This window comes from Xenorhabdus miraniensis, from assembly GCF_002632615.1.
Genome location: NZ_NITZ01000038.1, coordinates 1 through 17,936 on the forward strand (window position 1 = coordinate 1; position 17,936 = coordinate 17,936).

Here is a 17,936-nt window from a genome sequence, read left to right on the forward strand (position 1 = left end):
CAAACTTCTACGAACGGTTATTTTTTGTTAATGTTGATAATTGAGGGGTTTTGCGAACTATTAGGAACTGCGGCGAACTGTAGATTGGCGTCCCCTGCAAACTTTAAACATGTTATTTATATTATTGATATACAATGTAATTTATTTGTGTGGTAATTCTTTTTACCCAGTTTTTTACCCAATTCATTCTAACAGCAGTCTGTTTTTAAATTCTAGGTGAACAGAGTATCTCCAACGAGAACGGCCATGGATTTTATGTGGTTTTTCTAAAGTTCCATCTTTGATTCTTTCATAGATGAATGTTTTCTTAAAGCCAGTATCAGCCATGATGAATTTCAAATCAACCCACGAATCTGGCTGCAAATTCTTATTTTCCATCCTTCATCTCCTTCCGAATCACTCTCACATAATACGCCAGCACGGATTTAGCACTGAATCGCATATGGTTGAGCGGTTTAAATTTGGGTGTGTATTTATCGAGAATTGCGGTGACTAATTTGTCGTCATATTTGGGCAGGTTGTTTAATTCATTCAGGCATTCCCTTGCCACCTGTCGTCGTCCATTCTCGAATTCACTAGTCATGAACAATAACGGTGATATCGTCCATTGTTATTTCCTGAAATCCGGCTCGCGTTAAAATAGTTTTGATGTCACCACGGATTAATTCTGGATATTCAGATTCAGGGACGGGGTAATCGCTGTTAACATATTCCATGACTGATTTTCTGGTAATATCAATTTTCACTTTCATTTCACTCATGCTATTTTCCTTATTTGTTCGTTTCCGATGCTAGTTAAATAGTCTCGGTCTACAGTTGTTATTATTCTGCGTGGGGTTGTGAACGGCCTCCAGATTAACAATAAACTGCCTTTGTTATTTCCATTCACTGGCTTTTGTGTTCCTGCATTAATAAATGAAATCCTGCCACCTGTTATCAACCTGACTTCATCTACAGTTTCCGTTGCCAATTTAAACCAGCCTACAGCAGTGTCAGCAGGGACTAGCATCACGATTGACTGGCGTTGTTTTCTGCACTCAATAGCCGCTTTCTCTACCCACGGCGAAATATCGCTATAGGGTGGATTGCACCAAATAGAACCGTAGCTCGCCCAATCACATTCCAGTGCATTATCTCGTTCCGTGAGATAATGGGCGCACAGGGTATTTTGAGCATTGGCGGCTGCATCTAAATAAAAACCGAATTCTAAATCGAGTGCCAGAAATAATGGTAGTGGAGTTTGCCAGAGGTTTTTTAATTCTGGTGGGGTATTACTGCCTCCGAAATCGCTCATAATCCTCCCCACACTCCCGACTACAGAATGCACCGTGTGTTGCTGGCTCAGTTTCACACCATCGGCACATACCGTTGATGCTGGTTAATGGTGGCTTCCGGTTTTGGAGAGCATGGGATAACCTCAGCTCAACGAGGTCGTTAGCTGTATCTGCGATGTCCATGTTATCCCTCACGCAACTTTCTTTATTTTCTTTGGGTGAGGGGTCGCCTTATTAACAGTAGTTGGCTTGGTGATTAGATGGGAAAGTGTTTCATGAGTTACAAACGATGCTCCGCAATTAATATTGCGGCATTGATGATAGCGCTCTTTTGTTTCCTCCGTTTGCCAGAAACTACTGCGAGCATGAGCTGTCGATTTGCATAGGGGACAATTGTACATAATGATTCTCGTTATTTGTTGGGGTGACGATAGAGGGGAACGATATTTGCATCTTTATTATTTGACCATCTATCAGCAGTGCTGGCTGAATCAGTATAAAATATACTGCCACGCAACTGGCACATCCACGCCACAGGCTCCATGTTTTCATACTCCGCGAGTTTCTTTGCAGCTTCCTCCAATAATTTTTTAATTTTTTCGACGGACGGAGTTTCGGAATGAATAATTTCCAGCGCAGAATGGTAACTTATTTCATCTTTCGTCCGATTACTAAACCAGCTATTTAAATCACTAGCATTTTCTTCCACCTCAGATAAAAAATCTTCATCCGTCCAATCAAGAAGTCCTTCCATCCACGCCATTGCCTCTTCTTTATCTCCTTTGCCTAACAAATAAAGGGCAATTGAATTAGTCAGCATTAATCTTTCTATCATCCATGAATTACACAATTCCATTGCTGCTTTCATTTGTAATTTTTCTATTTCATTTGCCAACTCAATCACATCAATGTTCATATTTGGTTCTCCTGATATGCTTTCCATCCAGCTTGAAATGCCTCCCAATAAATCTGAGCTGGCATGTTGAAATATTTCCCATCGTTATCCTTCTCTAAGGCATTTTCAAAATAACGAAACTCAGTTAATAAGAATTTTTCAAACGCCTCTCTACATATATCTGAATTATTCATTGTATTAATTCATCCGTGTTGCTGAAAATACATGGTCATATTTCAATTTAATACTGAATGTCCCGATAGATTCACCATCATTAAATACAGTTATTTCAATAGGCCAATAATCCTCCCATCCATCGTGATTGGCATAATAATCATTGGCGCACTCCTCAGCCAAATAATCAGGATATGAATCATCCCACGTTGGATTTTCTAATTCATATCGGTCTGTTGGGTCAGACAAATCATTAACGCCTGTTACTGCGTATTCTGTTTTCATTTAATTCTCCTGACGCTTGAAGCCAGCGTTTATAAAAAATCCAACCCTTCTTGATACATATTTTTTAATTCAACTGATTCTGGTTCGATTGCATAGTCAGTTGACCGCTCATTCATACTGTCCAATCTTTTTGAAAGAATATTCATCAATGCAACTTCAATATATTCCCTGCGTTCTTCGAGTAACTCTGGTTCAGCTTCGTTCATGTAAAAATCAAGCTCTTCGCGCATAGTTCCCATTATTTAAAACTCCTGCATATACTCGCTGCTCTATTACACATATCAGTATCAAACCAGCCGAAATGGCATTCGTTGAAACTGATACCTAATTGACTGGCTAACCATCTGTACGCGTCCGTGCGATCCAAATTACGACTCCTGACTACATCATCGAAATACCGATGAGCCGATGCTCTGGCTCTTCGTGTCGGTTTATCGGCCAGTGACCCCATTGGGATATCCGTTCCCGGGTGAATGTTGACACGCGCACCACATGTCCAGCAGTGGTATAACCACGGCCAGCGGCTGTTATCGTGGATACGTTTAAATACATTCAGATGATGCGCAATCATCACGTGTCTGCCACAATATCGGCAGTGTGTCGGAATGGGGTAGGGGTCATTAACTCGCTGGATTGCTCTTGGGCTGGGGTTCCATGGGGTGAACATGTAACATCCTCCTTCATGAATGCCACCCAGTGCGTATTTGCACGTTTTCCTAACGGGTGGCCAAACAATGGTGATTGCGATGTCAGTGCTAATACCTCTCTCCATGTTTTATTCATTCAATGTTTTTACCTCATTTGCATTAAAATTCGTTTTCCAATCCAGGCCATTACCGGCACGGCCATTGAATTACCGATTGCCCGGTAGCGATGACCATCAGGGCAATCTGCTGCTGCCTTTCCATTCCACGGAATTTGGGTATGGTGATCAGGAAAACCCTGTAGCCGTTCGCATTCGACTGGCGTTAACCGTCTCACGGCATCAGAAGTGGCTATCAGATCAGTGGCGCTTTTATCATCTCGTGATCTGAGCGTTGATGAAATATCATCCGTTCGGTACTCACCAAACGAAAGCAGCCGATAGGTGGATACCAGCCCACTGCCACGTTGCGAAAATATTTCCTGATTGCTCATCCCAATACCGCCAACGTTATGGCTCTGGTTTAACGTCGGGTGCGGGTTCAGCTCTGAATCCCAGTGACTACCGATAACAGCGCGGCTTCCAGCATTTCCGGCATGCGCTTTCCCCGCCGTTCTGCACGGTTCAAAATGCCGGCGCACGCTGTCTGGCTCAAAAAGTACCGTTGCGGGACAGAAGTCGGTTCGAGCACTTGCGACAACAAACACACGGCGGCGTCGTTGGGCCACTCCGAAATATTGAGCGTCGAGTATTCGCCAGGCGACACGCCTTTGTGGCCCAGACACATAACCCGCGTTTGTCCATTTTTGCCCTGACGGCTGCAATGGATCATCCCCTCCGGCAAGTCCTGCAAGAAAGCAGCCGAAGGCGTTGTCTTTACTGGATAAGACGCCGGGCACGTTTTCCCAGACGAGAATAGAGGGCTGTTCGCCGTTTGCTGCTCTGACTGAATCAATGACATTTGCCAACTCCACGAATGATAAGGTTAATTTTCCTCGTTCATCGCCCAGTCCGTTACGCAGACCTGCGATGCTGAACGCCTGACAGGGTGTCCCGCCGACCAGAATATCCGGTGCATCGGCCTGATTTTCGGCAATCATGGCGGCAATTCCGGTCATATCCCCCAGATTGCGGACATAAGGCCAGTGAGATTGCAGTACCGAACTGGGGAACTTTTCGATTTCACTGAACCATGCCGGAAACAGGCCGAGGGGTTCCCATGCCACACTCGCTGCCTCAATGCCGGAACAGACAGATCCGAAACGCATCATTGTTTTTTGCACAATAGTTCTCCTCGCTGTTAATAGCGTGAGTGGTGGGTTGATGGGGTTAGATATTTCTATTTGGATTGCCGAGCACGGTTACTCGGTGCTGAAAATCGGTGGTGGGACATGCTCTTGTTTTTTCTTTCTTCGGCGGTTTATCTTTTACATACTTACCTTGATTCTCATTTGCACATATCCGCCGACATACAACACACCTGCGATTTTGCGTGTATCTCAACGTGTGCCCATATGGGCATGGTTTTCCGTGAAAATATTTACTCGGTTCCGTGGTCATTTACACCACCGTTATTCATTAGCTCGTCTTTACGGATTTGGTAGACATCTGTTGCTTTTTCCAGATGCTCGGCGTGATTAGCTAAAAATTTCGCGCTGTACTTATAGAACTTATCGAGTTCTTCTGTGCTTTTGGCGCAATTAGCCGCCTCGGTAAAATCACAAAGCAATTCGTCTGGCGTACGCTCCTCGGTCTTCTTTTCTTCCTGCTGAGGCTTGCTGTTAATGAGATTGTTCAGAGACTGTTTCGTTGTTTTTGGTGTAATATCACGCGCTGCGCGGGGTTCTGAATCAAACTCGTCAGGAGTGTAGACGCCTAAAATCACTTCTGGACAATAAAGCCGCGCCCAATATTTCACAGCCAGATACGCGATCTGCTGCTTTGGTGCTGTCTTCCAAAGCGGGGAATTTCTTGTCGTAATATCAAAAAGATAAAGCGGTTCGCCCCAAGTGATTTCTTCTTCACCATGAAGAACTGCGCCAACCTGAACAAACAAACCTATTTCGTCTGATTTGTTCTTAGTGCTGGTTATCTTTCCCCAGTCTCCTCCATATTTGTAATGGAATCTGCCAGTTACAGCTTTAGAACTCGTGACCACGGCATTAACGAGTTGCGCTTCGTAACCTAAGACGCCATTAACAAGATGTGTCTTTTGTGCCACAGCATAGGGATTCATCCGCCATTGAGCAGCTTGCAAAGCCACCGCCAGGCAATCCGCTGGTTTACCCGCTAAGTGCTTCGGAACGGTCGCCACTCCCTGAGCCATGATTTCAGCAAACGCTTGCAACTTTTGTAATCCGGTTGGGCTAAAAATTGCAGTGGAAGTATCCGCTTCTGAATTTATGGTAGTAATTTCTTGAGACATATTAATCCCTCCGTTTAGCCCAGTCAGGGCGTGAGATTGGTTCTATGCCGCCCCAATCATCATTGATACGACACTCATGGAATGTTTTTAGGTTCTGCTTAAATAACTTAAATCCGACATCAACATCTTCAGAATTCAATTCGTAGACACGAACCGGATAACGGGCGCAATCAACAGTTTCACTGACGGCGATAAATAGGAAAACAGGCAGTTCATTGAAATGACGCAAATAACCTTCCTGATACATTGCGTTTTGTACATGGTAGCGAAATTCTTCGACATGGCGTGAAAATCTATCCATGTCTGCAACTTTTTTCACATCAAGAATGACGGGTTGGTTAGCTAAAAACTTATCGGGTCTAATCCTGCATAACTCATCCGTGTCTGAGTCATTCCAGTAAATTGATGCTTCACAATATCCTTCAGCTTCCAAGAAATATCTCGCCGCATGGTGCGCCATCACGCTTTCGCACATAATTTTCAGCTTCCTGTGCTGCTCATAGTCCATGATAGTTTTCCCTGTGTTTTTGCACTCTTCCAAAAACTGCTTTTCTTCTTCCTTTCCTGCATTGGTGCGACGGTTAAATTGCGGTGCGGAAATAAATCTTTTTGGGAACTCATTTGGTTCCAGCAACAGGCAATGCAGAGCGGTTCCCATATCCAGCGCTGTTAACTTCTCCGTGTCGATAGGGGCATTTTTCTTCCATTTATAAAATGCCGGGTTTATTGCGATATCATCCAACTGCGACTTACTCACCCCCGCGCCGTTATGATAGTCCTCGTTGGATATGTCATAATAGATGCCGGGGTTCATGCTGTTCTCACCTTAAGCTGACATAGTTTGTAGAGTAGTGCGTGAGTTTCCTCATCCGCTTCGCCGCCTGTATCGAACATATCACCGAAAATTTCATTCATCCGTGGTGAGAAAATAGAGCATGTTCCCTCTGGCAGTTTGTTGTATAGTCGTAGAGCATCATCTCCCTGACGCTCTAGAACTGCGTCCTCATATGCCGCCTCTTCGCATTCGCGATCATCCTGTGCGTCATGTTCAGCATAGGGATTGCTGTAATGTCTCATGCTGCCTCCCGTTGCTGCTTGTTCAGTTCCATTGCAATTTTTCGACCCATCCCTGATTTGATGATTGCCTCAACCAAACTGACCTCATCACTGTTATTGACGATGTGAGCGATCATTTCGCTGTGGTCTGGGTTACTCCGCTTGGCGAACTCCGAGAATGGCATATCAATGTGCAGGTCTGCGGGATTGGTGAATGTTGTTTGCGTACGTCCGTGCAGCGTTCTACTAGTAATTTCCGCGTAGGTATAACTGAGCGTGATTGGATACATAGCTACCTCCTAAACCGGAATAAATACGATTGTTGAGATGATGAGTAATGCAATGCGGCGCTTCCATGCGCGCCTGTTCCTGATTGCCTGTGGTTGTGTTGGCACGACTGCCATTGCGTCGTGGACGTTATTACGCATGTAACAGCCCCTCGCTAGTGAAAACGATTAATGATTTTTCGGTGTTGGGGTTATTTCTGGGTCAGAGCGATGAGCGCCTTGGCGTGTATTTTAGCGGATTCGCGGTCGAGGTGAATTAGTCTGCGTGCGAGCATTTCATTGTCGTAATCGGCATCATCCCATTCAAACATCTCATACATATCGATTGTTCTATCTATTCTAGGAATATAATATTTTGCGTCATATCCTAACGGCTCCCTCACAGGTTCCGGTACATCTATTAATCCAATCCGAATAGTGCGGGGTTTTAGGCGGTATCCAAAAACATGATCAAAACCGCATTCACATGTTAAGGCCTGCCAATCGTTCCCACCATAGTTGACCTCGAAATATTCCCACGGCGTATCCGTCTCCTGCGCCAATTTCGCATACGCCATCATTAAATCGGCGTGAATATGTTTAGCCATTGTTATTCTCCTGTCGGTGGTTCGGGTAATGGCATCCAATAACTAATTTCTGGTTCATATAATTGCGCACCTCCACCGGGGGTTACGTACCATGTATCAATCAGTTCATCGCTATAAATACCCCTAGTAACACCACAGAATGTCACTACTGAGTGGTTGTATTCTTTTGATGAATTTCGGTACAGTACCAAATATTTACCATATGGAGGCCTATTGTCGCTGAGCTTAATCCAACCCATGTTTTTTTCATTCTCATTTTCATATTTTAAAATGAATTCTTCCATTTTTTTATCAGATTCATCACTCATTATCATTTTCCTATTATTCAGGTAATAAAAAGCCCCACATTGGCGAGGCTGTTATTCGTTTATTGAAGCTCGTATTTCATTAATAATTTCTTGGCATTTGTCGAGGGAAAATAATAATGATTCTTTATCTTCACATATCAGAGTTGATTTTTCCCCGTCATCAACAAAATCAAATGCAGTTACCTCGTCAAAACCACTTTCAAAAATACCTTCAATCCACATTTTTAAATGTAATTCCATTGAGAATCTCCAATTGTTAATCAACTCACCCCAGCCACTCGGAAATGAGCTGGAGTTAGTTAACAACCATAAATAGCCATTAATTCACGAATAGAACGACGTTTATTTAACGCCGCTTGAACGCAATGTTTACGCAAAAATGAATCATGGCGAAAACGAATGGCAGACTGACGGTCGCGTTTCATTAATGCGCGAACTTCATTAATAAATTCGATATTCATTTTGCACCTTAAAATTGAATGCCTAACGCTTGCTTTATGCGGGTTGGTGAGTGCTTATATGTTGCTAAAACCGTATCACAGAAATTGCATTGTGCTCTGTAATATTCGAGCATGTATTTATCCATCAATTTAGGGTCATGAGCCACTGCACGAGGATTAATACCGCGTTCGGTCAGATACAAAATAAATTCGTTGATTCTATTTTTCATACTCACCTCGCAGTAACATTACCCGACTCCAGACGACGGCGGGTCTTGGATTTGGTTGAGTAGAGTGCCACTTCACTCATGCAGCAATTATTGAAACTTGGTGTTGGATCTTGTTGCTCGTCATTCTCTATGACCCGAACAATTAAATTGGCTATTGCGTTGGCGCTGTCATTTTGTTGTCTGTGCTTGAGTGTTAATACCTTGCGCGGCTCCGTTTCTACTCCGAACGCCTGATCAATAATATTTTCCAACGCTTTTATTTCAGACTGACGGATATTTTCTTCCAGACGATGACGGGTCATTAAATTGCCACGCTCTATATGACGGCGCATTTTAGAACTTAATTGACTACCTTTAGGTAAAACAGTAATGCTTTCCATTTGATTACCCCTGATTAGTAATTTTTGGGGCGCAGTTAATGCACTGGGTGACTGTTTTAAATTTGCGCGTCGCTAAAAGATATGCGCAAACTTTCCAGCGACTCTTTGTGTCTATCCTTAGACTCTGCTAACCACGCCCCAAAAATCACTTTGGGTAGGGACTCTCCACACGGGCGGAGCATTCATTGTAAGAGTTAGAACTTCCTGTTCTGATTTGCTGCTGTCCTTTCGTTGATATTAAAATTACAAGAAAGTTTGTATTTTGTAAACAAGCAAATTTGTATTTTTTCTTGTTTTTAAATTAACCGTTTGATTTAAAAAGAAATAAATTTTTCTTCTTGTTCTGAGTTGTGATTTAGATCACTGATTGGTGATTAAATGTATGGATTGAGTGGGGGTTTATGCAGGGATACAAAAAAGAAAGGCACAAAAAAGCCCTCGTGGAGGGCTGAAGTTAATTAATTGATAGACGGTGATTGATTTTTCTTGCGATTGAAGTCATATCTGACATATCGGGAACAATATCATTAGCAGCAAACATTAATCTGTTTATGTCCTTTTTAGGTAGTTCGGAAACGTTAGAACAGATAGCCATTGAATCAAAATTATCTTTATTGGCTGCTAAGTGTTGTAGGGTAATAGTAGTTAGTCTTGCTTTATCTTTATTCCCTATCCCAAAGATATACAGCGGCCTTTTTGTGCTTGTTTTTACCATAAAATCAATAGGATAATCTTCTTTGTTAGGAACTTCCGCAAGGTAAGTCTCTACAAGGTTTTCTTCGCCTACTATGCTTATGAGGGCTTCTTTCAAATCATCATAAAAGCTGGATTCTGTTCTGGAAGATGACCATAATCCTAAATCATAAACTCTAGTAATTCCTTGACCGAACATAAACAAACTTCTCATGAGGTTTTTGGTATCTGTTAGTATATACAGTTCACCATCATCATCGTGCAAACCTGATTCATTTAACAATGATTGGTATAGATTGCCTCTAGTACCAGTTAAAATTCTATTTAAATCAGATTCATAACTTAATCTCATCATTGTGGTTGCCATATCAGAAATCTTCCAACCACCCAAATCAGGTTTTAGGTACGCAACTATTCCATCTCCATCTCTGGCTGACATAGGGAGATTGACCGCTATCATTCCATGACGCTGAGTAACATGCACAGAGCCACATAAGCTCGTGCATATCTCTCTTTCGATCGCGTCAAGGTTAGTCGTCATAAAACATATCTCTCGTCATGTCTATATCAGGTAATTTTAGTCCAACTACATTACAATCGTTAACTAAGCAATGTAAAGCCCCTTCCCAGCAATTATAGCGTTCTGTCACTTCAGCATAATGTTCAGCCTTTCTACCGACACTCATATACTTTTCTGTTGCTTTATGAATATGAAATCTGTAACTAACATCTTCATCTTCAAGTATATTTATGTGCGGATGGTCACAGCCATTATATCGAACCAATGTTATCGATTCATTACCTGGAATCTCAATTATCAATCCACAAGAGAAATTATCAGGAAGGATAATATTTTGCCTAATGAATAATGTGTACTTTCTATTACCATCCGCAGATACCAGATTGTAATTTTTCCGCTGTGATTTTCTCTGTTCTTTCCATTTCGCTTTTGGATTTAACACAACTTTTTCTTCGCTTAGAAACTCTGATATTTGTGAATCTGTATAAACAATATTTGTCATATGGTTATCACTATATACCATGCCAGTACTGGATAATTTCTGATAGTTTGAAGTTTGTGTGCTGAACCTTACATCACCTCCGCTAATATTTTGATCAGAAATTGCTTAATTTGTGAGGTTAGGCAGGAGGCCGCTAGGTGCGGCCTGTATTAAAATTTATGACATAGTTAACATTTCGTTTAGTTACTGTTTACTGATGGTATGTCTTTTGCTAACCTGTTTTAATGCCACGTTTTGCCATCATTTCGGCGAAAATCGCATTAAAATGTGCTGATTTTGTTTTTAATTCACGTAGAAAACGAGAGGCTTCTTCTGCGGGTAAACTATCGAATAAATCCAACAGTTCCTCTTGTTCTTTGGTTAATTTTCTATAATTTGAAGGAATTAATCCATTAGTAGACTGAATTGAAACTTGGGGTTGTGTTGCTTCTTCCACATTGGGATCACCAGTTCCATATTGCAACCACTCCAATGAGCATTTCAAAGCCTTCGATAACTCAAGCAAAAATCGTGGTCTCTTTGTCATGCCACTTTCTAGTTGCTGAATTGATTGTTGCTTAACGCCAGCGAGAGCGGCTACCTCCACTTGAGTTAGATTCAGCTCAACTCTTCGATTTCTGACGCGCTCTGAAATTGACATTATGTACTCCTGTGTTCAATTCCTAATTCTCACAAGAAAAGTTGTATTTGACAAACAAGCAACTTTGTTCTTAAATACAAGAAATTTTGTATAGGAGGTACAATGGAAACATTATCGGAACGAATAAAGGCCAGACGTTCAGAAATGAACATGACTCAATCCGAGCTTGCGATAATTGTCGGCATTCGGCAACAAGCGATTCAGCAAATAGAATCAGGTCTAATTAAGAGACCTCGATTTATTCTGGAAATTGCTAACGCTCTCAGATGTGATCCATCATGGCTCATCAACGGTAATCACAACAAAATTGTATGATCTGCGCGATAGCGCAAAACCTTCACAATGAATGCCCCGCCCTTGTGGGGAGTCCCTATCACCTTGGTAGGCTAAATCACAACCAACCCGAAACTATCGGGTAGCCTTAACTGAACCTCTTAAAGAGGGGCGGTCTTTACCCCAAACTATACCCATCATCTATCTCAGGATAGTTGATATCCCTGTATTTTTATTAAACAAAACTAAACAAACAACCATAAATTTAACTTTAGGAACTTTACCAAATGGAAGTTGCAAAAACTCGCAAAAATACACGTGTCACGTGTAATGCCCAATATCTGGAGAGTTATTTTCTCAAATCAGCTCTGGAGTTTGGAAATAATGATCTGGCACGTGAAATGGGTATTCACCCGTCTGCGTTGAGTCGGGATAAAAACCGGATAGCAAAACTCGCCAGTAAATTGATCGTGGAATTGGGATTACCAGAGGGAAGTGTCGCCGCCCCCGGATGTGAAGCGAATATTGTTCTGACAGGGGTTGAGGCCAGCAAATTGTTATCAATGCTGGATGAACTCAGATACCCAAAAAGAAAAACCCCAGTTGCGCTAACAACTGAGGCTTCTGAAATGCAACTTGAGATGTCTCTTTAGTCGATAAGCAAGGTATGCAAGCCCCTTATCGACAACATTTCACAGGAGTAATTATACATGAAAAATAGATTTAATCACATCGCTGTGCATAAAAATATCAGGCGCGATAGATTGGCCCGTTCGGTTACCGAACAGGGATGTAAAAAACTGCGTGACGCTCTGGAAGATGCGAAGTTGCGTCTGGAACATCGCGAGGAATTGACCGGAGGGAAACGCCATGAGTAATGTTGCATACGCTGATTTTGGGGCTAAAAACAGGCAAGAGAGGCCAACGGTGGCAAGCATTGAAGATGGATACGCCCGTCTGTCAAACATGCTGTTGGAAGAGTACGCAGGGGCGGATTTGAACAAGCGTCATTTCAAAGTGCTGCTTGCTGTTCTCAGACTGACCTACGGGTGGAATAAAAAAATGGATCGTATCAGCGATTCACAGATTGCAGAGATTGCCAAGTTACCGGTTAAACGCTGCAACGAAGCAAAGCTGGAACTGGTTCGGATGAATATTTTAATCCAGCAAGGAAACCGATTCGGACCAAATAAAAATGTTGATGAATGGGTAATCCCTCAAAATAGGGGAAAATCCCTCAAAACAGGGGATTCTGAATCCCTCAATTTAGGGGATAGCTATCCCCCAAAACAGGGGGACACCAAAGACATTATTCCAAATACAATTAAAAACAATAATACACCCCTAACCCCTCACGAGGGGAATGACGGTGAGGTTGCTAAACCGAAAAAGCGAAAACCTACCCCAAAAATCAACTACGACGACTATCTCAATGCCTACAACGAAGAGGTCGGTGACAGGCTACCACACGCTGTAGAGGCCAATACCAAGCGGCAACGGGCGTTCCAGAAATTAATCCCTAAGCTGTTGACCCCAAACGTTGATGGATTCCGGTCATATGTTCGGGCATTCGTTGGCATGGCTAGGCCGTTTTACTTTGGTGACAACGATCGGGGTTGGACAGCAAGTATTGATTATTTACTCAGAGAAACAACGCTAACCGGCGTTCGTGAGGGAAATTTGTAGGAAGAGACCATGAATGATTACATCGATAACAGTTATGAATTTGAGTCCAGCGTGATTGGTGGATTGCTGGTTAGCGGCCTGACACAGGACGCTAACGATGTACTGGCAACTCTGGAGCATGAGGCATTTGGATCACCATTCTACCGAGACACATTCAAAACTATTCGCTCACAAGCTAAAAACAGAGGAATGATTGATCCCCTCATGGTTGCGGATGCGATGGGTGAAGATAATTTTGCTAATGTCATGTGGGCTGCTAAAAACTGTCCCAGCGCCGCTAACCTTAAGGGCTATGCGAACATGGTCTCTGCAAACTATGAACGCAGACGCATGATTGAGTTGATGGACGAGGCCAGAGTGCTCATCCAGAACGGGACGATTGAGAGCGCCGCTGAGTCTATGGATTGGTTCATTTCCCAAGTTTCAGAAGTCCGCAAGCCCCGTGATGAGATCCGTCCGTTGCATGTTTCTGAGTTACTGGAAGATTACACTGAGGTTTTGGAGAAACGTCTCAAAAATGGTGAGCAGTCAGACACATTGAAGACGGGCATAGACGAATTGGACGAGATCACAGGTGGTATCAACCCAGTCGATTTGGTGGTTGTTGCTGCGCGTCCGGGCATGGGTAAAACAGAATTCTCGCTGAAAGTGGCTGAGGGTGTTGCCAGCCAGACCATCACAGGAACCGACCAGCAGCGCGGCGTACTGATCTTCTCAATGGAAATGGACTCACAACAGATTATCGAGCGTCAATTGGCTGGAGCCTCTAATCTGGCAGTCTCATCACTGCGAAACCCTGCCAGAATGGACGATGAAGGCTGGGGGCGTGTGGCTGGCGGTATTGGCAGGCTGCAAGGGTTAGATGTTTGGGTTGTCGATGCCAGTAAGCTGAGTGTTGAGCAAATTGCAGCAATTTCAAGACGTCACAAAAAGGCGCATCCAGCTCTATCGCTCATCATGGTTGATTATCTGGGGCTGATTGATAAGCCAAAGGCAGAGCGAAATGATCTGGCAGTCGCGCATATTTCTTCCAGCCTGAAACGGTTGGCGAAAGACCTAAAGACGCCGGTTATGTCCCTGAGCCAATTGTCCCGTGATGTTGAAAAACGCACCAACAAACGCCCTGTAAACGCAGATCTGCGCGATTCCGGCAGTGTTGAGCAAGATGCGGACAGCATCATCATGTTATATCGCGATGCGGTGTACAATGAGAATTCCCCCGCAGCGCCATATGCTGAAATTATTGTAACGAAAAATAGGTTCGGGCAGCTAGGGACGGTCTACCAGAGGTTCAAAAACGGGCACTTTCTTCCAGTGGATCAGGACGAGGCCGCCAGAGTTTGTCAGAGCAGTGATAACAAGCCACATAAACGCTTTGCTAAAGGTGCAAATGTTTAACCCCACAGGAAGGACTTTTGAGATGAAAACAGTAAAAACAGTAAACGTCGATTGGCTAGGTGATTGTGAAAAATGCGGCATGGACAGCGCATTAGTTGAGACAAACGGAAACGAAAACTGGCTGTATGAAGCGGATAGCGTGACATGTTGTGGTTGTGGACATACTGGTCATGTTGAGATTTTGCCATGTGAACCAGTTGCCTATGCGGTATGGGACGAATTACCGGAGACAGAATGAAAATCAAAACAAGTGAACTAACGGGACGGGCGTTGGACTGGGCGGTTGCAATGGCTCTCGGAGCAGAGATTAATGGTGAAGGGTTCCTAGAATTACCTAGCGGACATTTTGTAAATAAAAAAAGCAGATATTATTCATTTAAGCCATCTACCGATTGGGCGCAGTGCGGGCAATTGATTGATGAATATCTCGGTGATGTAACTCGCATGGAGTTTACGGATACTCATTGGGTGGCATCGTGTAGGGCATTAACAGTAGACGATTTTTCTATTTTTAAAGTACAAAAAGGCGAAACCCCACAAATTGCCATCTGCCGCGCTGTAGTGGCTGCGAAATTAGGGGAAGAAGTTGATATTCCTGATGAGCTGGTGGAGGTGGAAGCATGACCGTAGAACTCAAACCATGCCCATTTTGTGGCAGCAATGATTTATGTCCAGATTATGAGGATAGAGGCACCTCAGATGAATATGCAGCATGGATTAACTGCGGAGGTTGTGGAGTTGATGGGCCAGTAACAGTATGGAAGTCTAGCTATAAAGATGCAGAACGTGCCGCGTGGGAATTATGGAATAAAAGAGAGGGCAAATAACGGAGGTTAGATGGAATACAACTTTCTATTCCATGAATCAACTAAAAACGCCGCTTGGCAACATCTCAAAGAAGTTCTCGCAACAAACCAGCCTCACCGAATCATCATCAAACCGTGGAAAAACCAACGCTCACTATCTCAGAACGCTACTGCGCATATGTGGTTCGGCGAGATTAGTCGTTATCTGAAATCTAACGGGGCGAAATTTTCACCAGATGAAGTCAAGGAGATGTTCAAGCACACATTTCTGGGCTATGAGGTGGTTGACCGGATTGATGTCAGAACGCAGGAGGTTGAGCACGTCAGGACGTTGAAACAGACGTCCAAATTAGACACTGGCGAGATGTTTCGATTTATGGAACAGGTTGAACAGTGGTCGGCGGGTATCGGTTGTTTTGTGACAATACCGCACGACAGCGAGTACATGAAACTCAAACAGGAGCAGGAACGGTGAATAAAAAATTTGAATCAATGATCCGTCGTCTGTATGGCAACCGATACAGCTTGGTGCGTGATATCGAGGGTTGCTACGCCAGCGTCGTGGTCAAGCGTATGTTTGAAGTGTGGCGTGAGGCTAAGGGGCTGAAATGAAATACCTCACATACGTACTCTTTTGGATAGCAGCCATGCTGATGATGGGATTTGTGTTAGGGGGATAGAGTGAGAAAACGGAAATGCAGGGAATGTAGTTCATGGTACGAACCGGAACGACAATTACAAAATACATGCTCAATACAATGCGCAATAACCAGAGCGAAAAAGCAGGAACAGAAAAAACGAGAGGAATTAGAGCGACAACGAAAGAAAGATAACACCATCAAGCAAAAGTTAGCCCGCGATAAACTCAAAGCCAGACGCCTAGCAGTAAAACCCCGCAGTTACTGGATTCAACAAGCCCAGCGAGCAGTAAACGCCTATATCAGAGAACGAGACAGAAACCTGCCCTGCGTTTCCTGTGGCACGTTCACCTCTGCTCAATGGGATGCCGGTCATTACCGGACAACGACAGCAGCACCGCAATTGAGATTTGATGAACGGAATATTCATAAACAGTGCATTGTCTGCAATCAGCACAAATCAGGCAATTTGGTTCCGTATCGGGTGGAGTTAATCCGGCGCATTGGGCTGGCAGAGGTTGAGTCTATCGAATGCAACCATGAACGCCACCGATGGACGATTGAGGAGTGTAAATCAATTAAATCCGAGTTTCAGGAGAAATTAAAAATATTGAGACAGGAGGCAGCATGACGTTTGAAATAACATCAATTCCCGAGTTACTCATAAAACACCGGGGGAATCAAACCCAGTTAGCCCATGAGTTAGGCATCAACCGGATGACAGTAGGTAAATTCGCCCGTGATTTTGAATGTCAGTATCACATTGTCTGCAATGGGACATTGATGACAAAAACAAAGCTAAAAGGGAACCAGAGGAAATGAGGGCTAAAGAAGCATTCCCATTGCTGGCCTATGTTGCCAATAAAAAAGATTTGCGTCGGGTATGGGGTCAAGGCCGGAAAACCATTACACCAATTCAACGCGTTTGGGTTAGGTATTTAATGATGATTTGGGGTAAACAATACGGAGGGAATGAATATCCCGGTGAAGAATGTAGTGTCATAGGCCGATTAATGACTCGTGAAGATTGGACTGATGCCGAAGGTGAGCGGATCGTTAAGGTGGTTAAAGACCTGCATAAACTAGGCTATGGCGGCGAGGAGTTATTCCAGAAAGCCCACGAGGTTCTGAACCCCAAGCAATCATTAAGCGACATCATCGCTCTCGCCAAAGAATCAGATGATGCCGCATTCGTTGAAATGGTTCTGAATAAGACATTTAAGCGGGGCAGCCCTATTCGGGATATCGCTATTAAACGATATTGCGAACGCAAATACCCGCAAAAGATCGCTCGTGAATTATCAAAATTGACTGGCTGTGATGTTCAATGGGCCAGAAAACGCTCCGAGTGGTCAGAGGAACTACTGGAGGAGGAAATGTATTACGCTATCAAGCGAGAAATTAGAAAAGAAAACTGCGAAACATATCACTAAATATAAATATAAATATTTTCTAAATTTCCTTGATTTTGGGAAATTCACATGTATATTTTGTGTTATGCTCGGGCAGTAAAACCGAAAGTAGTTAAAGCCTCACTAACCCAGTGGGGCTTTTTCACATCTACCCGCAATTAACTTAGCGTTGACAACTCACCCTCGTTCATCACGGATAACACTATTTTGATAACGGATAACGCTATTTGATCACGGATAGCGGTTGTTTGATCACGGATAACGAATTCAAGGCTGCACTTTGGTGTGGCCTTTTTGTTTTGTCATCATAAAGTCAGGAAACCAGAAATGAAAAAGTTAACAGTCACCCTTTTAGGTCTAAATGAGAATAACACTGCTGGTTCT

The 17,936-nt window shown here is 43.4% G+C and carries 36 protein-coding genes and 1 pseudogene; 13 read left to right on the forward strand and 24 right to left on the reverse strand.

The window, feature by feature from the left end; genetic code table 11:
- Positions 1 to 183 precede the first annotated feature (183 nt).
- From Xmir_RS20475 to Xmir_RS20590, 24 genes and pseudogenes are all read right to left on the reverse strand, one after another.
- On the reverse strand, positions 184 to 378 hold the full coding sequence (locus Xmir_RS20475; protein ID WP_099115872.1) for a helix-turn-helix transcriptional regulator: 195 nt from the start codon (positions 376 to 378) through the stop codon (positions 184 to 186).
- Positions 379 to 575: 197 nt separating this feature from the next.
- Positions 576 to 761, reverse strand: a complete 186-nt coding sequence (locus Xmir_RS20485) for a hypothetical protein (protein WP_099115874.1) — start codon at positions 759 to 761, stop codon at positions 576 to 578.
- Positions 758 to 1,294, reverse strand: coding sequence for a phage N-6-adenine-methyltransferase (locus Xmir_RS20490; protein ID WP_099115875.1), 537 nt, complete (start codon positions 1,292 to 1,294; stop codon positions 758 to 760). The genes Xmir_RS20485 and Xmir_RS20490 overlap by 4 nt, the downstream gene beginning before the upstream one ends.
- A 171-nt stretch (positions 1,295 to 1,465) precedes the next feature.
- A complete protein-coding gene (locus tag Xmir_RS20500; RefSeq protein ID WP_099115877.1) occupies positions 1,466 to 1,675 on the reverse strand; it encodes an ogr/Delta-like zinc finger family protein in 210 nt (69 codons plus the stop codon).
- 11 nt (positions 1,676 to 1,686) lie between these two features.
- The gene (locus Xmir_RS20505; protein WP_099115878.1) at positions 1,687 to 2,190 is read right to left on the reverse strand and encodes a hypothetical protein; all 504 of its coding nucleotides are present in this window, start codon (positions 2,188 to 2,190) and stop codon (positions 1,687 to 1,689) included.
- Complete coding sequence (locus tag Xmir_RS25985) at positions 2,187 to 2,363, reverse strand: hypothetical protein (protein WP_167386025.1); 177 nt, start codon at positions 2,361 to 2,363, stop codon at positions 2,187 to 2,189. Before Xmir_RS25985 ends, Xmir_RS20505 begins: the two co-directional genes overlap by 4 nt.
- Before the next feature lie 4 nt (positions 2,364 to 2,367).
- A complete protein-coding gene (locus Xmir_RS20510; RefSeq protein ID WP_099115879.1) occupies positions 2,368 to 2,628 on the reverse strand; it encodes a hypothetical protein in 261 nt (86 codons plus the stop codon).
- Positions 2,629 to 2,657: 29 nt separating this feature from the next.
- Positions 2,658 to 2,867, reverse strand: coding sequence for a hypothetical protein (locus tag Xmir_RS20515; RefSeq protein WP_099115880.1), 210 nt, complete (start codon positions 2,865 to 2,867; stop codon positions 2,658 to 2,660).
- On the reverse strand, positions 2,867 to 3,295 hold the full coding sequence (locus tag Xmir_RS20520) for a zinc-finger-containing protein (protein ID WP_099115881.1): 429 nt from the start codon (positions 3,293 to 3,295) through the stop codon (positions 2,867 to 2,869). Before Xmir_RS20520 ends, Xmir_RS20515 begins: the two co-directional genes overlap by 1 nt.
- A 143-nt stretch (positions 3,296 to 3,438) precedes the next feature.
- Positions 3,439 to 4,539 (reverse strand): annotated as a pseudogene (locus tag Xmir_RS20530) (DNA cytosine methyltransferase); the annotation flags it as partial.
- 272 nt (positions 4,540 to 4,811) lie between these two features.
- On the reverse strand, positions 4,812 to 5,696 hold the full coding sequence (locus Xmir_RS20535; protein ID WP_099115882.1) for a RecT family recombinase: 885 nt from the start codon (positions 5,694 to 5,696) through the stop codon (positions 4,812 to 4,814).
- 1 nt (position 5,697) lies between these two features.
- Positions 5,698 to 6,510, reverse strand: coding sequence for a PD-(D/E)XK nuclease-like domain-containing protein (locus tag Xmir_RS20540; RefSeq protein ID WP_099115883.1), 813 nt, complete (start codon positions 6,508 to 6,510; stop codon positions 5,698 to 5,700).
- Positions 6,507 to 6,773, reverse strand: a complete 267-nt coding sequence (locus tag Xmir_RS20545) for a hypothetical protein (RefSeq protein ID WP_099115884.1) — start codon at positions 6,771 to 6,773, stop codon at positions 6,507 to 6,509. The genes Xmir_RS20540 and Xmir_RS20545 overlap by 4 nt, the downstream gene beginning before the upstream one ends.
- Positions 6,770 to 7,042, reverse strand: coding sequence for a hypothetical protein (locus tag Xmir_RS20550; RefSeq protein ID WP_099115885.1), 273 nt, complete (start codon positions 7,040 to 7,042; stop codon positions 6,770 to 6,772). Before Xmir_RS20550 ends, Xmir_RS20545 begins: the two co-directional genes overlap by 4 nt.
- A gap of 9 nt (positions 7,043 to 7,051) precedes the next feature.
- Entirely contained in the window at positions 7,052 to 7,180 is a 129-nt protein-coding gene (locus Xmir_RS31380; protein WP_279627221.1) for a hypothetical protein, read from the reverse strand.
- Between the two features lie 50 nt (positions 7,181 to 7,230).
- Positions 7,231 to 7,626 (reverse strand): hypothetical protein, encoded by a 396-nt coding sequence (locus Xmir_RS20555; protein ID WP_099115886.1) that lies wholly within the window; start codon positions 7,624 to 7,626, stop codon positions 7,231 to 7,233.
- A gap of 2 nt (positions 7,627 to 7,628) precedes the next feature.
- On the reverse strand, positions 7,629 to 7,934 hold the full coding sequence (locus tag Xmir_RS20560; protein ID WP_167386026.1) for a DUF551 domain-containing protein: 306 nt from the start codon (positions 7,932 to 7,934) through the stop codon (positions 7,629 to 7,631).
- A 51-nt stretch (positions 7,935 to 7,985) separates the two neighbouring features.
- Entirely contained in the window at positions 7,986 to 8,174 is a 189-nt protein-coding gene (locus Xmir_RS20565) for a hypothetical protein (protein ID WP_099115888.1), read from the reverse strand.
- Between the two features lie 59 nt (positions 8,175 to 8,233).
- Entirely contained in the window at positions 8,234 to 8,395 is a 162-nt protein-coding gene (locus tag Xmir_RS25990) for a hypothetical protein (protein ID WP_167386027.1), read from the reverse strand.
- A gap of 8 nt (positions 8,396 to 8,403) precedes the next feature.
- Positions 8,404 to 8,604 carry a hypothetical protein gene (locus Xmir_RS20570; protein ID WP_099115889.1) on the reverse strand — a complete coding sequence of 67 codons (201 nt, stop codon included), beginning with the start codon at positions 8,602 to 8,604 and terminating at the stop codon, positions 8,404 to 8,406.
- Between the two features lie 2 nt (positions 8,605 to 8,606).
- Entirely contained in the window at positions 8,607 to 8,984 is a 378-nt protein-coding gene (locus Xmir_RS20575; RefSeq protein WP_099115890.1) for a transcriptional antitermination N peptide, read from the reverse strand.
- A gap of 454 nt (positions 8,985 to 9,438) precedes the next feature.
- On the reverse strand, positions 9,439 to 10,218 hold the full coding sequence (locus tag Xmir_RS20580; RefSeq protein WP_099115891.1) for a DUF1828 domain-containing protein: 780 nt from the start codon (positions 10,216 to 10,218) through the stop codon (positions 9,439 to 9,441).
- A complete protein-coding gene (locus Xmir_RS20585) occupies positions 10,208 to 10,699 on the reverse strand; it encodes a hypothetical protein (RefSeq protein ID WP_145956938.1) in 492 nt (163 codons plus the stop codon). Before Xmir_RS20585 ends, Xmir_RS20580 begins: the two co-directional genes overlap by 11 nt.
- A gap of 211 nt (positions 10,700 to 10,910) precedes the next feature.
- Complete coding sequence (locus tag Xmir_RS20590) at positions 10,911 to 11,339, reverse strand: helix-turn-helix domain-containing protein (RefSeq protein WP_099115893.1); 429 nt, start codon at positions 11,337 to 11,339, stop codon at positions 10,911 to 10,913.
- A gap of 102 nt (positions 11,340 to 11,441) precedes the next feature.
- Here Xmir_RS20590 and Xmir_RS20595 point away from each other — a divergent pair, with 102 nt between their 5' ends.
- The 13 genes from Xmir_RS20595 (at position 11,442) to Xmir_RS20645 (ending at position 17,573) form a co-directional block, all read left to right on the forward strand.
- On the forward strand, positions 11,442 to 11,654 hold the full coding sequence (locus Xmir_RS20595) for a helix-turn-helix domain-containing protein (RefSeq protein WP_099115894.1): 213 nt from the start codon (positions 11,442 to 11,444) through the stop codon (positions 11,652 to 11,654).
- A 245-nt stretch (positions 11,655 to 11,899) separates the two neighbouring features.
- The gene (locus tag Xmir_RS20600) at positions 11,900 to 12,265 is read left to right on the forward strand and encodes a hypothetical protein (RefSeq protein ID WP_099115895.1); all 366 of its coding nucleotides are present in this window, start codon (positions 11,900 to 11,902) and stop codon (positions 12,263 to 12,265) included.
- Between the two features lie 57 nt (positions 12,266 to 12,322).
- A complete protein-coding gene (locus Xmir_RS25995) occupies positions 12,323 to 12,490 on the forward strand; it encodes a hypothetical protein (RefSeq protein WP_167386028.1) in 168 nt (55 codons plus the stop codon).
- The gene (locus tag Xmir_RS20605) at positions 12,483 to 13,298 is read left to right on the forward strand and encodes a replication protein (RefSeq protein ID WP_099115896.1); all 816 of its coding nucleotides are present in this window, start codon (positions 12,483 to 12,485) and stop codon (positions 13,296 to 13,298) included. The genes Xmir_RS25995 and Xmir_RS20605 overlap by 8 nt, the downstream gene beginning before the upstream one ends.
- A 9-nt stretch (positions 13,299 to 13,307) precedes the next feature.
- Positions 13,308 to 14,696, forward strand: coding sequence for a replicative DNA helicase (locus Xmir_RS20610; protein ID WP_099115897.1), 1,389 nt, complete (start codon positions 13,308 to 13,310; stop codon positions 14,694 to 14,696).
- Between the two features lie 22 nt (positions 14,697 to 14,718).
- Positions 14,719 to 14,934 (forward strand): hypothetical protein, encoded by a 216-nt coding sequence (locus tag Xmir_RS20615; RefSeq protein WP_099115898.1) that lies wholly within the window; start codon positions 14,719 to 14,721, stop codon positions 14,932 to 14,934.
- Positions 14,931 to 15,320 (forward strand): phage protein NinX family protein, encoded by a 390-nt coding sequence (locus tag Xmir_RS20620; RefSeq protein ID WP_167386029.1) that lies wholly within the window; start codon positions 14,931 to 14,933, stop codon positions 15,318 to 15,320. The genes Xmir_RS20615 and Xmir_RS20620 overlap by 4 nt, the downstream gene beginning before the upstream one ends.
- The gene (locus Xmir_RS20625; RefSeq protein ID WP_099115900.1) at positions 15,317 to 15,523 is read left to right on the forward strand and encodes a Lar family restriction alleviation protein; all 207 of its coding nucleotides are present in this window, start codon (positions 15,317 to 15,319) and stop codon (positions 15,521 to 15,523) included. Before Xmir_RS20620 ends, Xmir_RS20625 begins: the two co-directional genes overlap by 4 nt.
- A 10-nt stretch (positions 15,524 to 15,533) precedes the next feature.
- Entirely contained in the window at positions 15,534 to 15,977 is a 444-nt protein-coding gene (locus Xmir_RS20630) for a YbcN family protein (RefSeq protein WP_099115901.1), read from the forward strand.
- Positions 15,974 to 16,114, forward strand: a complete 141-nt coding sequence (locus Xmir_RS26000; protein ID WP_167386030.1) for a hypothetical protein — start codon at positions 15,974 to 15,976, stop codon at positions 16,112 to 16,114. Before Xmir_RS20630 ends, Xmir_RS26000 begins: the two co-directional genes overlap by 4 nt.
- 69 nt (positions 16,115 to 16,183) lie before the next feature.
- Positions 16,184 to 16,771, forward strand: a complete 588-nt coding sequence (locus Xmir_RS20635; protein ID WP_099115902.1) for a recombination protein NinG — start codon at positions 16,184 to 16,186, stop codon at positions 16,769 to 16,771.
- Positions 16,768 to 16,962, forward strand: coding sequence for a helix-turn-helix domain-containing protein (locus Xmir_RS20640; RefSeq protein ID WP_099115903.1), 195 nt, complete (start codon positions 16,768 to 16,770; stop codon positions 16,960 to 16,962). Before Xmir_RS20635 ends, Xmir_RS20640 begins: the two co-directional genes overlap by 4 nt.
- Positions 16,959 to 17,573: a hypothetical protein gene (locus Xmir_RS20645; protein WP_099115904.1), complete on the forward strand. Its 615-nt coding sequence runs from the start codon at positions 16,959 to 16,961 to the stop codon at positions 17,571 to 17,573. Before Xmir_RS20640 ends, Xmir_RS20645 begins: the two co-directional genes overlap by 4 nt.
- The last annotated feature ends 363 nt before the right edge of the window (positions 17,574 to 17,936 follow it).

Bases quoted from the DNA above. Each gene is read 5' to 3' on its own strand.
- Xmir_RS20570 (WP_099115889.1), bottom strand. From the start codon at position 8,604: ATGAAAAATAGAATCAACGAATTTATTTTGTATCTGACCGAACGCGGT.
- Xmir_RS20600 (WP_099115895.1), top strand. From the start codon at position 11,900: ATGGAAGTTGCAAAAACTCGCAAAAATACACGTGTCACGTGTAATGCC.
- Xmir_RS20625 (WP_099115900.1), top strand. From the start codon at position 15,317: ATGACCGTAGAACTCAAACCATGCCCATTTTGTGGCAGCAATGATTTA.
- Xmir_RS20545 (WP_099115884.1), bottom strand. From the start codon at position 6,773: ATGAGACATTACAGCAATCCCTATGCTGAACATGACGCACAGGATGAT.
- Xmir_RS20540 (WP_099115883.1), bottom strand. From the start codon at position 6,510: ATGAACCCCGGCATCTATTATGACATATCCAACGAGGACTATCATAAC.
- Xmir_RS20615 (WP_099115898.1), top strand. From the start codon at position 14,719: ATGAAAACAGTAAAAACAGTAAACGTCGATTGGCTAGGTGATTGTGAA.
- Xmir_RS20535 (WP_099115882.1), bottom strand. From the start codon at position 5,696: ATGTCTCAAGAAATTACTACCATAAATTCAGAAGCGGATACTTCCACT.
- Xmir_RS20620 (WP_167386029.1), top strand. From the start codon at position 14,931: ATGAAAATCAAAACAAGTGAACTAACGGGACGGGCGTTGGACTGGGCG.
- Xmir_RS20550 (WP_099115885.1), bottom strand. From the start codon at position 7,042: ATGTATCCAATCACGCTCAGTTATACCTACGCGGAAATTACTAGTAGA.
- Xmir_RS20610 (WP_099115897.1), top strand. From the start codon at position 13,308: ATGAATGATTACATCGATAACAGTTATGAATTTGAGTCCAGCGTGATT.
- Xmir_RS20585 (WP_145956938.1), bottom strand. From the start codon at position 10,699: ATGACAAATATTGTTTATACAGATTCACAAATATCAGAGTTTCTAAGC.
- Xmir_RS20640 (WP_099115903.1), top strand. From the start codon at position 16,768: ATGACGTTTGAAATAACATCAATTCCCGAGTTACTCATAAAACACCGG.
- Xmir_RS20595 (WP_099115894.1), top strand. From the start codon at position 11,442: ATGGAAACATTATCGGAACGAATAAAGGCCAGACGTTCAGAAATGAAC.
- Xmir_RS20645 (WP_099115904.1), top strand. From the start codon at position 16,959: ATGAGGGCTAAAGAAGCATTCCCATTGCTGGCCTATGTTGCCAATAAA.
- Xmir_RS20505 (WP_099115878.1), bottom strand. From the start codon at position 2,190: ATGAACATTGATGTGATTGAGTTGGCAAATGAAATAGAAAAATTACAA.
- Xmir_RS20580 (WP_099115891.1), bottom strand. From the start codon at position 10,218: ATGACGACTAACCTTGACGCGATCGAAAGAGAGATATGCACGAGCTTA.
- Xmir_RS20500 (WP_099115877.1), bottom strand. From the start codon at position 1,675: ATGTACAATTGTCCCCTATGCAAATCGACAGCTCATGCTCGCAGTAGT.
- Xmir_RS25990 (WP_167386027.1), bottom strand. From the start codon at position 8,395: ATGAATATCGAATTTATTAATGAAGTTCGCGCATTAATGAAACGCGAC.
- Xmir_RS20630 (WP_099115901.1), top strand. From the start codon at position 15,534: ATGGAATACAACTTTCTATTCCATGAATCAACTAAAAACGCCGCTTGG.
- Xmir_RS20490 (WP_099115875.1), bottom strand. From the start codon at position 1,294: ATGAGCGATTTCGGAGGCAGTAATACCCCACCAGAATTAAAAAACCTC.
- Xmir_RS20515 (WP_099115880.1), bottom strand. From the start codon at position 2,867: ATGGGAACTATGCGCGAAGAGCTTGATTTTTACATGAACGAAGCTGAA.
- Xmir_RS20590 (WP_099115893.1), bottom strand. From the start codon at position 11,339: ATGTCAATTTCAGAGCGCGTCAGAAATCGAAGAGTTGAGCTGAATCTA.
- Xmir_RS25985 (WP_167386025.1), bottom strand. From the start codon at position 2,363: ATGAATAATTCAGATATATGTAGAGAGGCGTTTGAAAAATTCTTATTA.
- Xmir_RS31380 (WP_279627221.1), bottom strand. From the start codon at position 7,180: ATGCGTAATAACGTCCACGACGCAATGGCAGTCGTGCCAACACAACCA.
- Xmir_RS20565 (WP_099115888.1), bottom strand. From the start codon at position 8,174: ATGGAATTACATTTAAAAATGTGGATTGAAGGTATTTTTGAAAGTGGT.
- Xmir_RS20485 (WP_099115874.1), bottom strand. From the start codon at position 761: ATGAGTGAAATGAAAGTGAAAATTGATATTACCAGAAAATCAGTCATG.
- Xmir_RS20575 (WP_099115890.1), bottom strand. From the start codon at position 8,984: ATGGAAAGCATTACTGTTTTACCTAAAGGTAGTCAATTAAGTTCTAAA.
- Xmir_RS25995 (WP_167386028.1), top strand. From the start codon at position 12,323: ATGAAAAATAGATTTAATCACATCGCTGTGCATAAAAATATCAGGCGC.
- Xmir_RS20475 (WP_099115872.1), bottom strand. From the start codon at position 378: ATGGAAAATAAGAATTTGCAGCCAGATTCGTGGGTTGATTTGAAATTC.
- Xmir_RS20605 (WP_099115896.1), top strand. From the start codon at position 12,483: ATGAGTAATGTTGCATACGCTGATTTTGGGGCTAAAAACAGGCAAGAG.
- Xmir_RS20560 (WP_167386026.1), bottom strand. From the start codon at position 7,934: ATGAGTGATGAATCTGATAAAAAAATGGAAGAATTCATTTTAAAATAT.
- Xmir_RS20520 (WP_099115881.1), bottom strand. From the start codon at position 3,295: ATGTTCACCCCATGGAACCCCAGCCCAAGAGCAATCCAGCGAGTTAAT.
- Xmir_RS20510 (WP_099115879.1), bottom strand. From the start codon at position 2,628: ATGAAAACAGAATACGCAGTAACAGGCGTTAATGATTTGTCTGACCCA.
- Xmir_RS20555 (WP_099115886.1), bottom strand. From the start codon at position 7,626: ATGGCTAAACATATTCACGCCGATTTAATGATGGCGTATGCGAAATTG.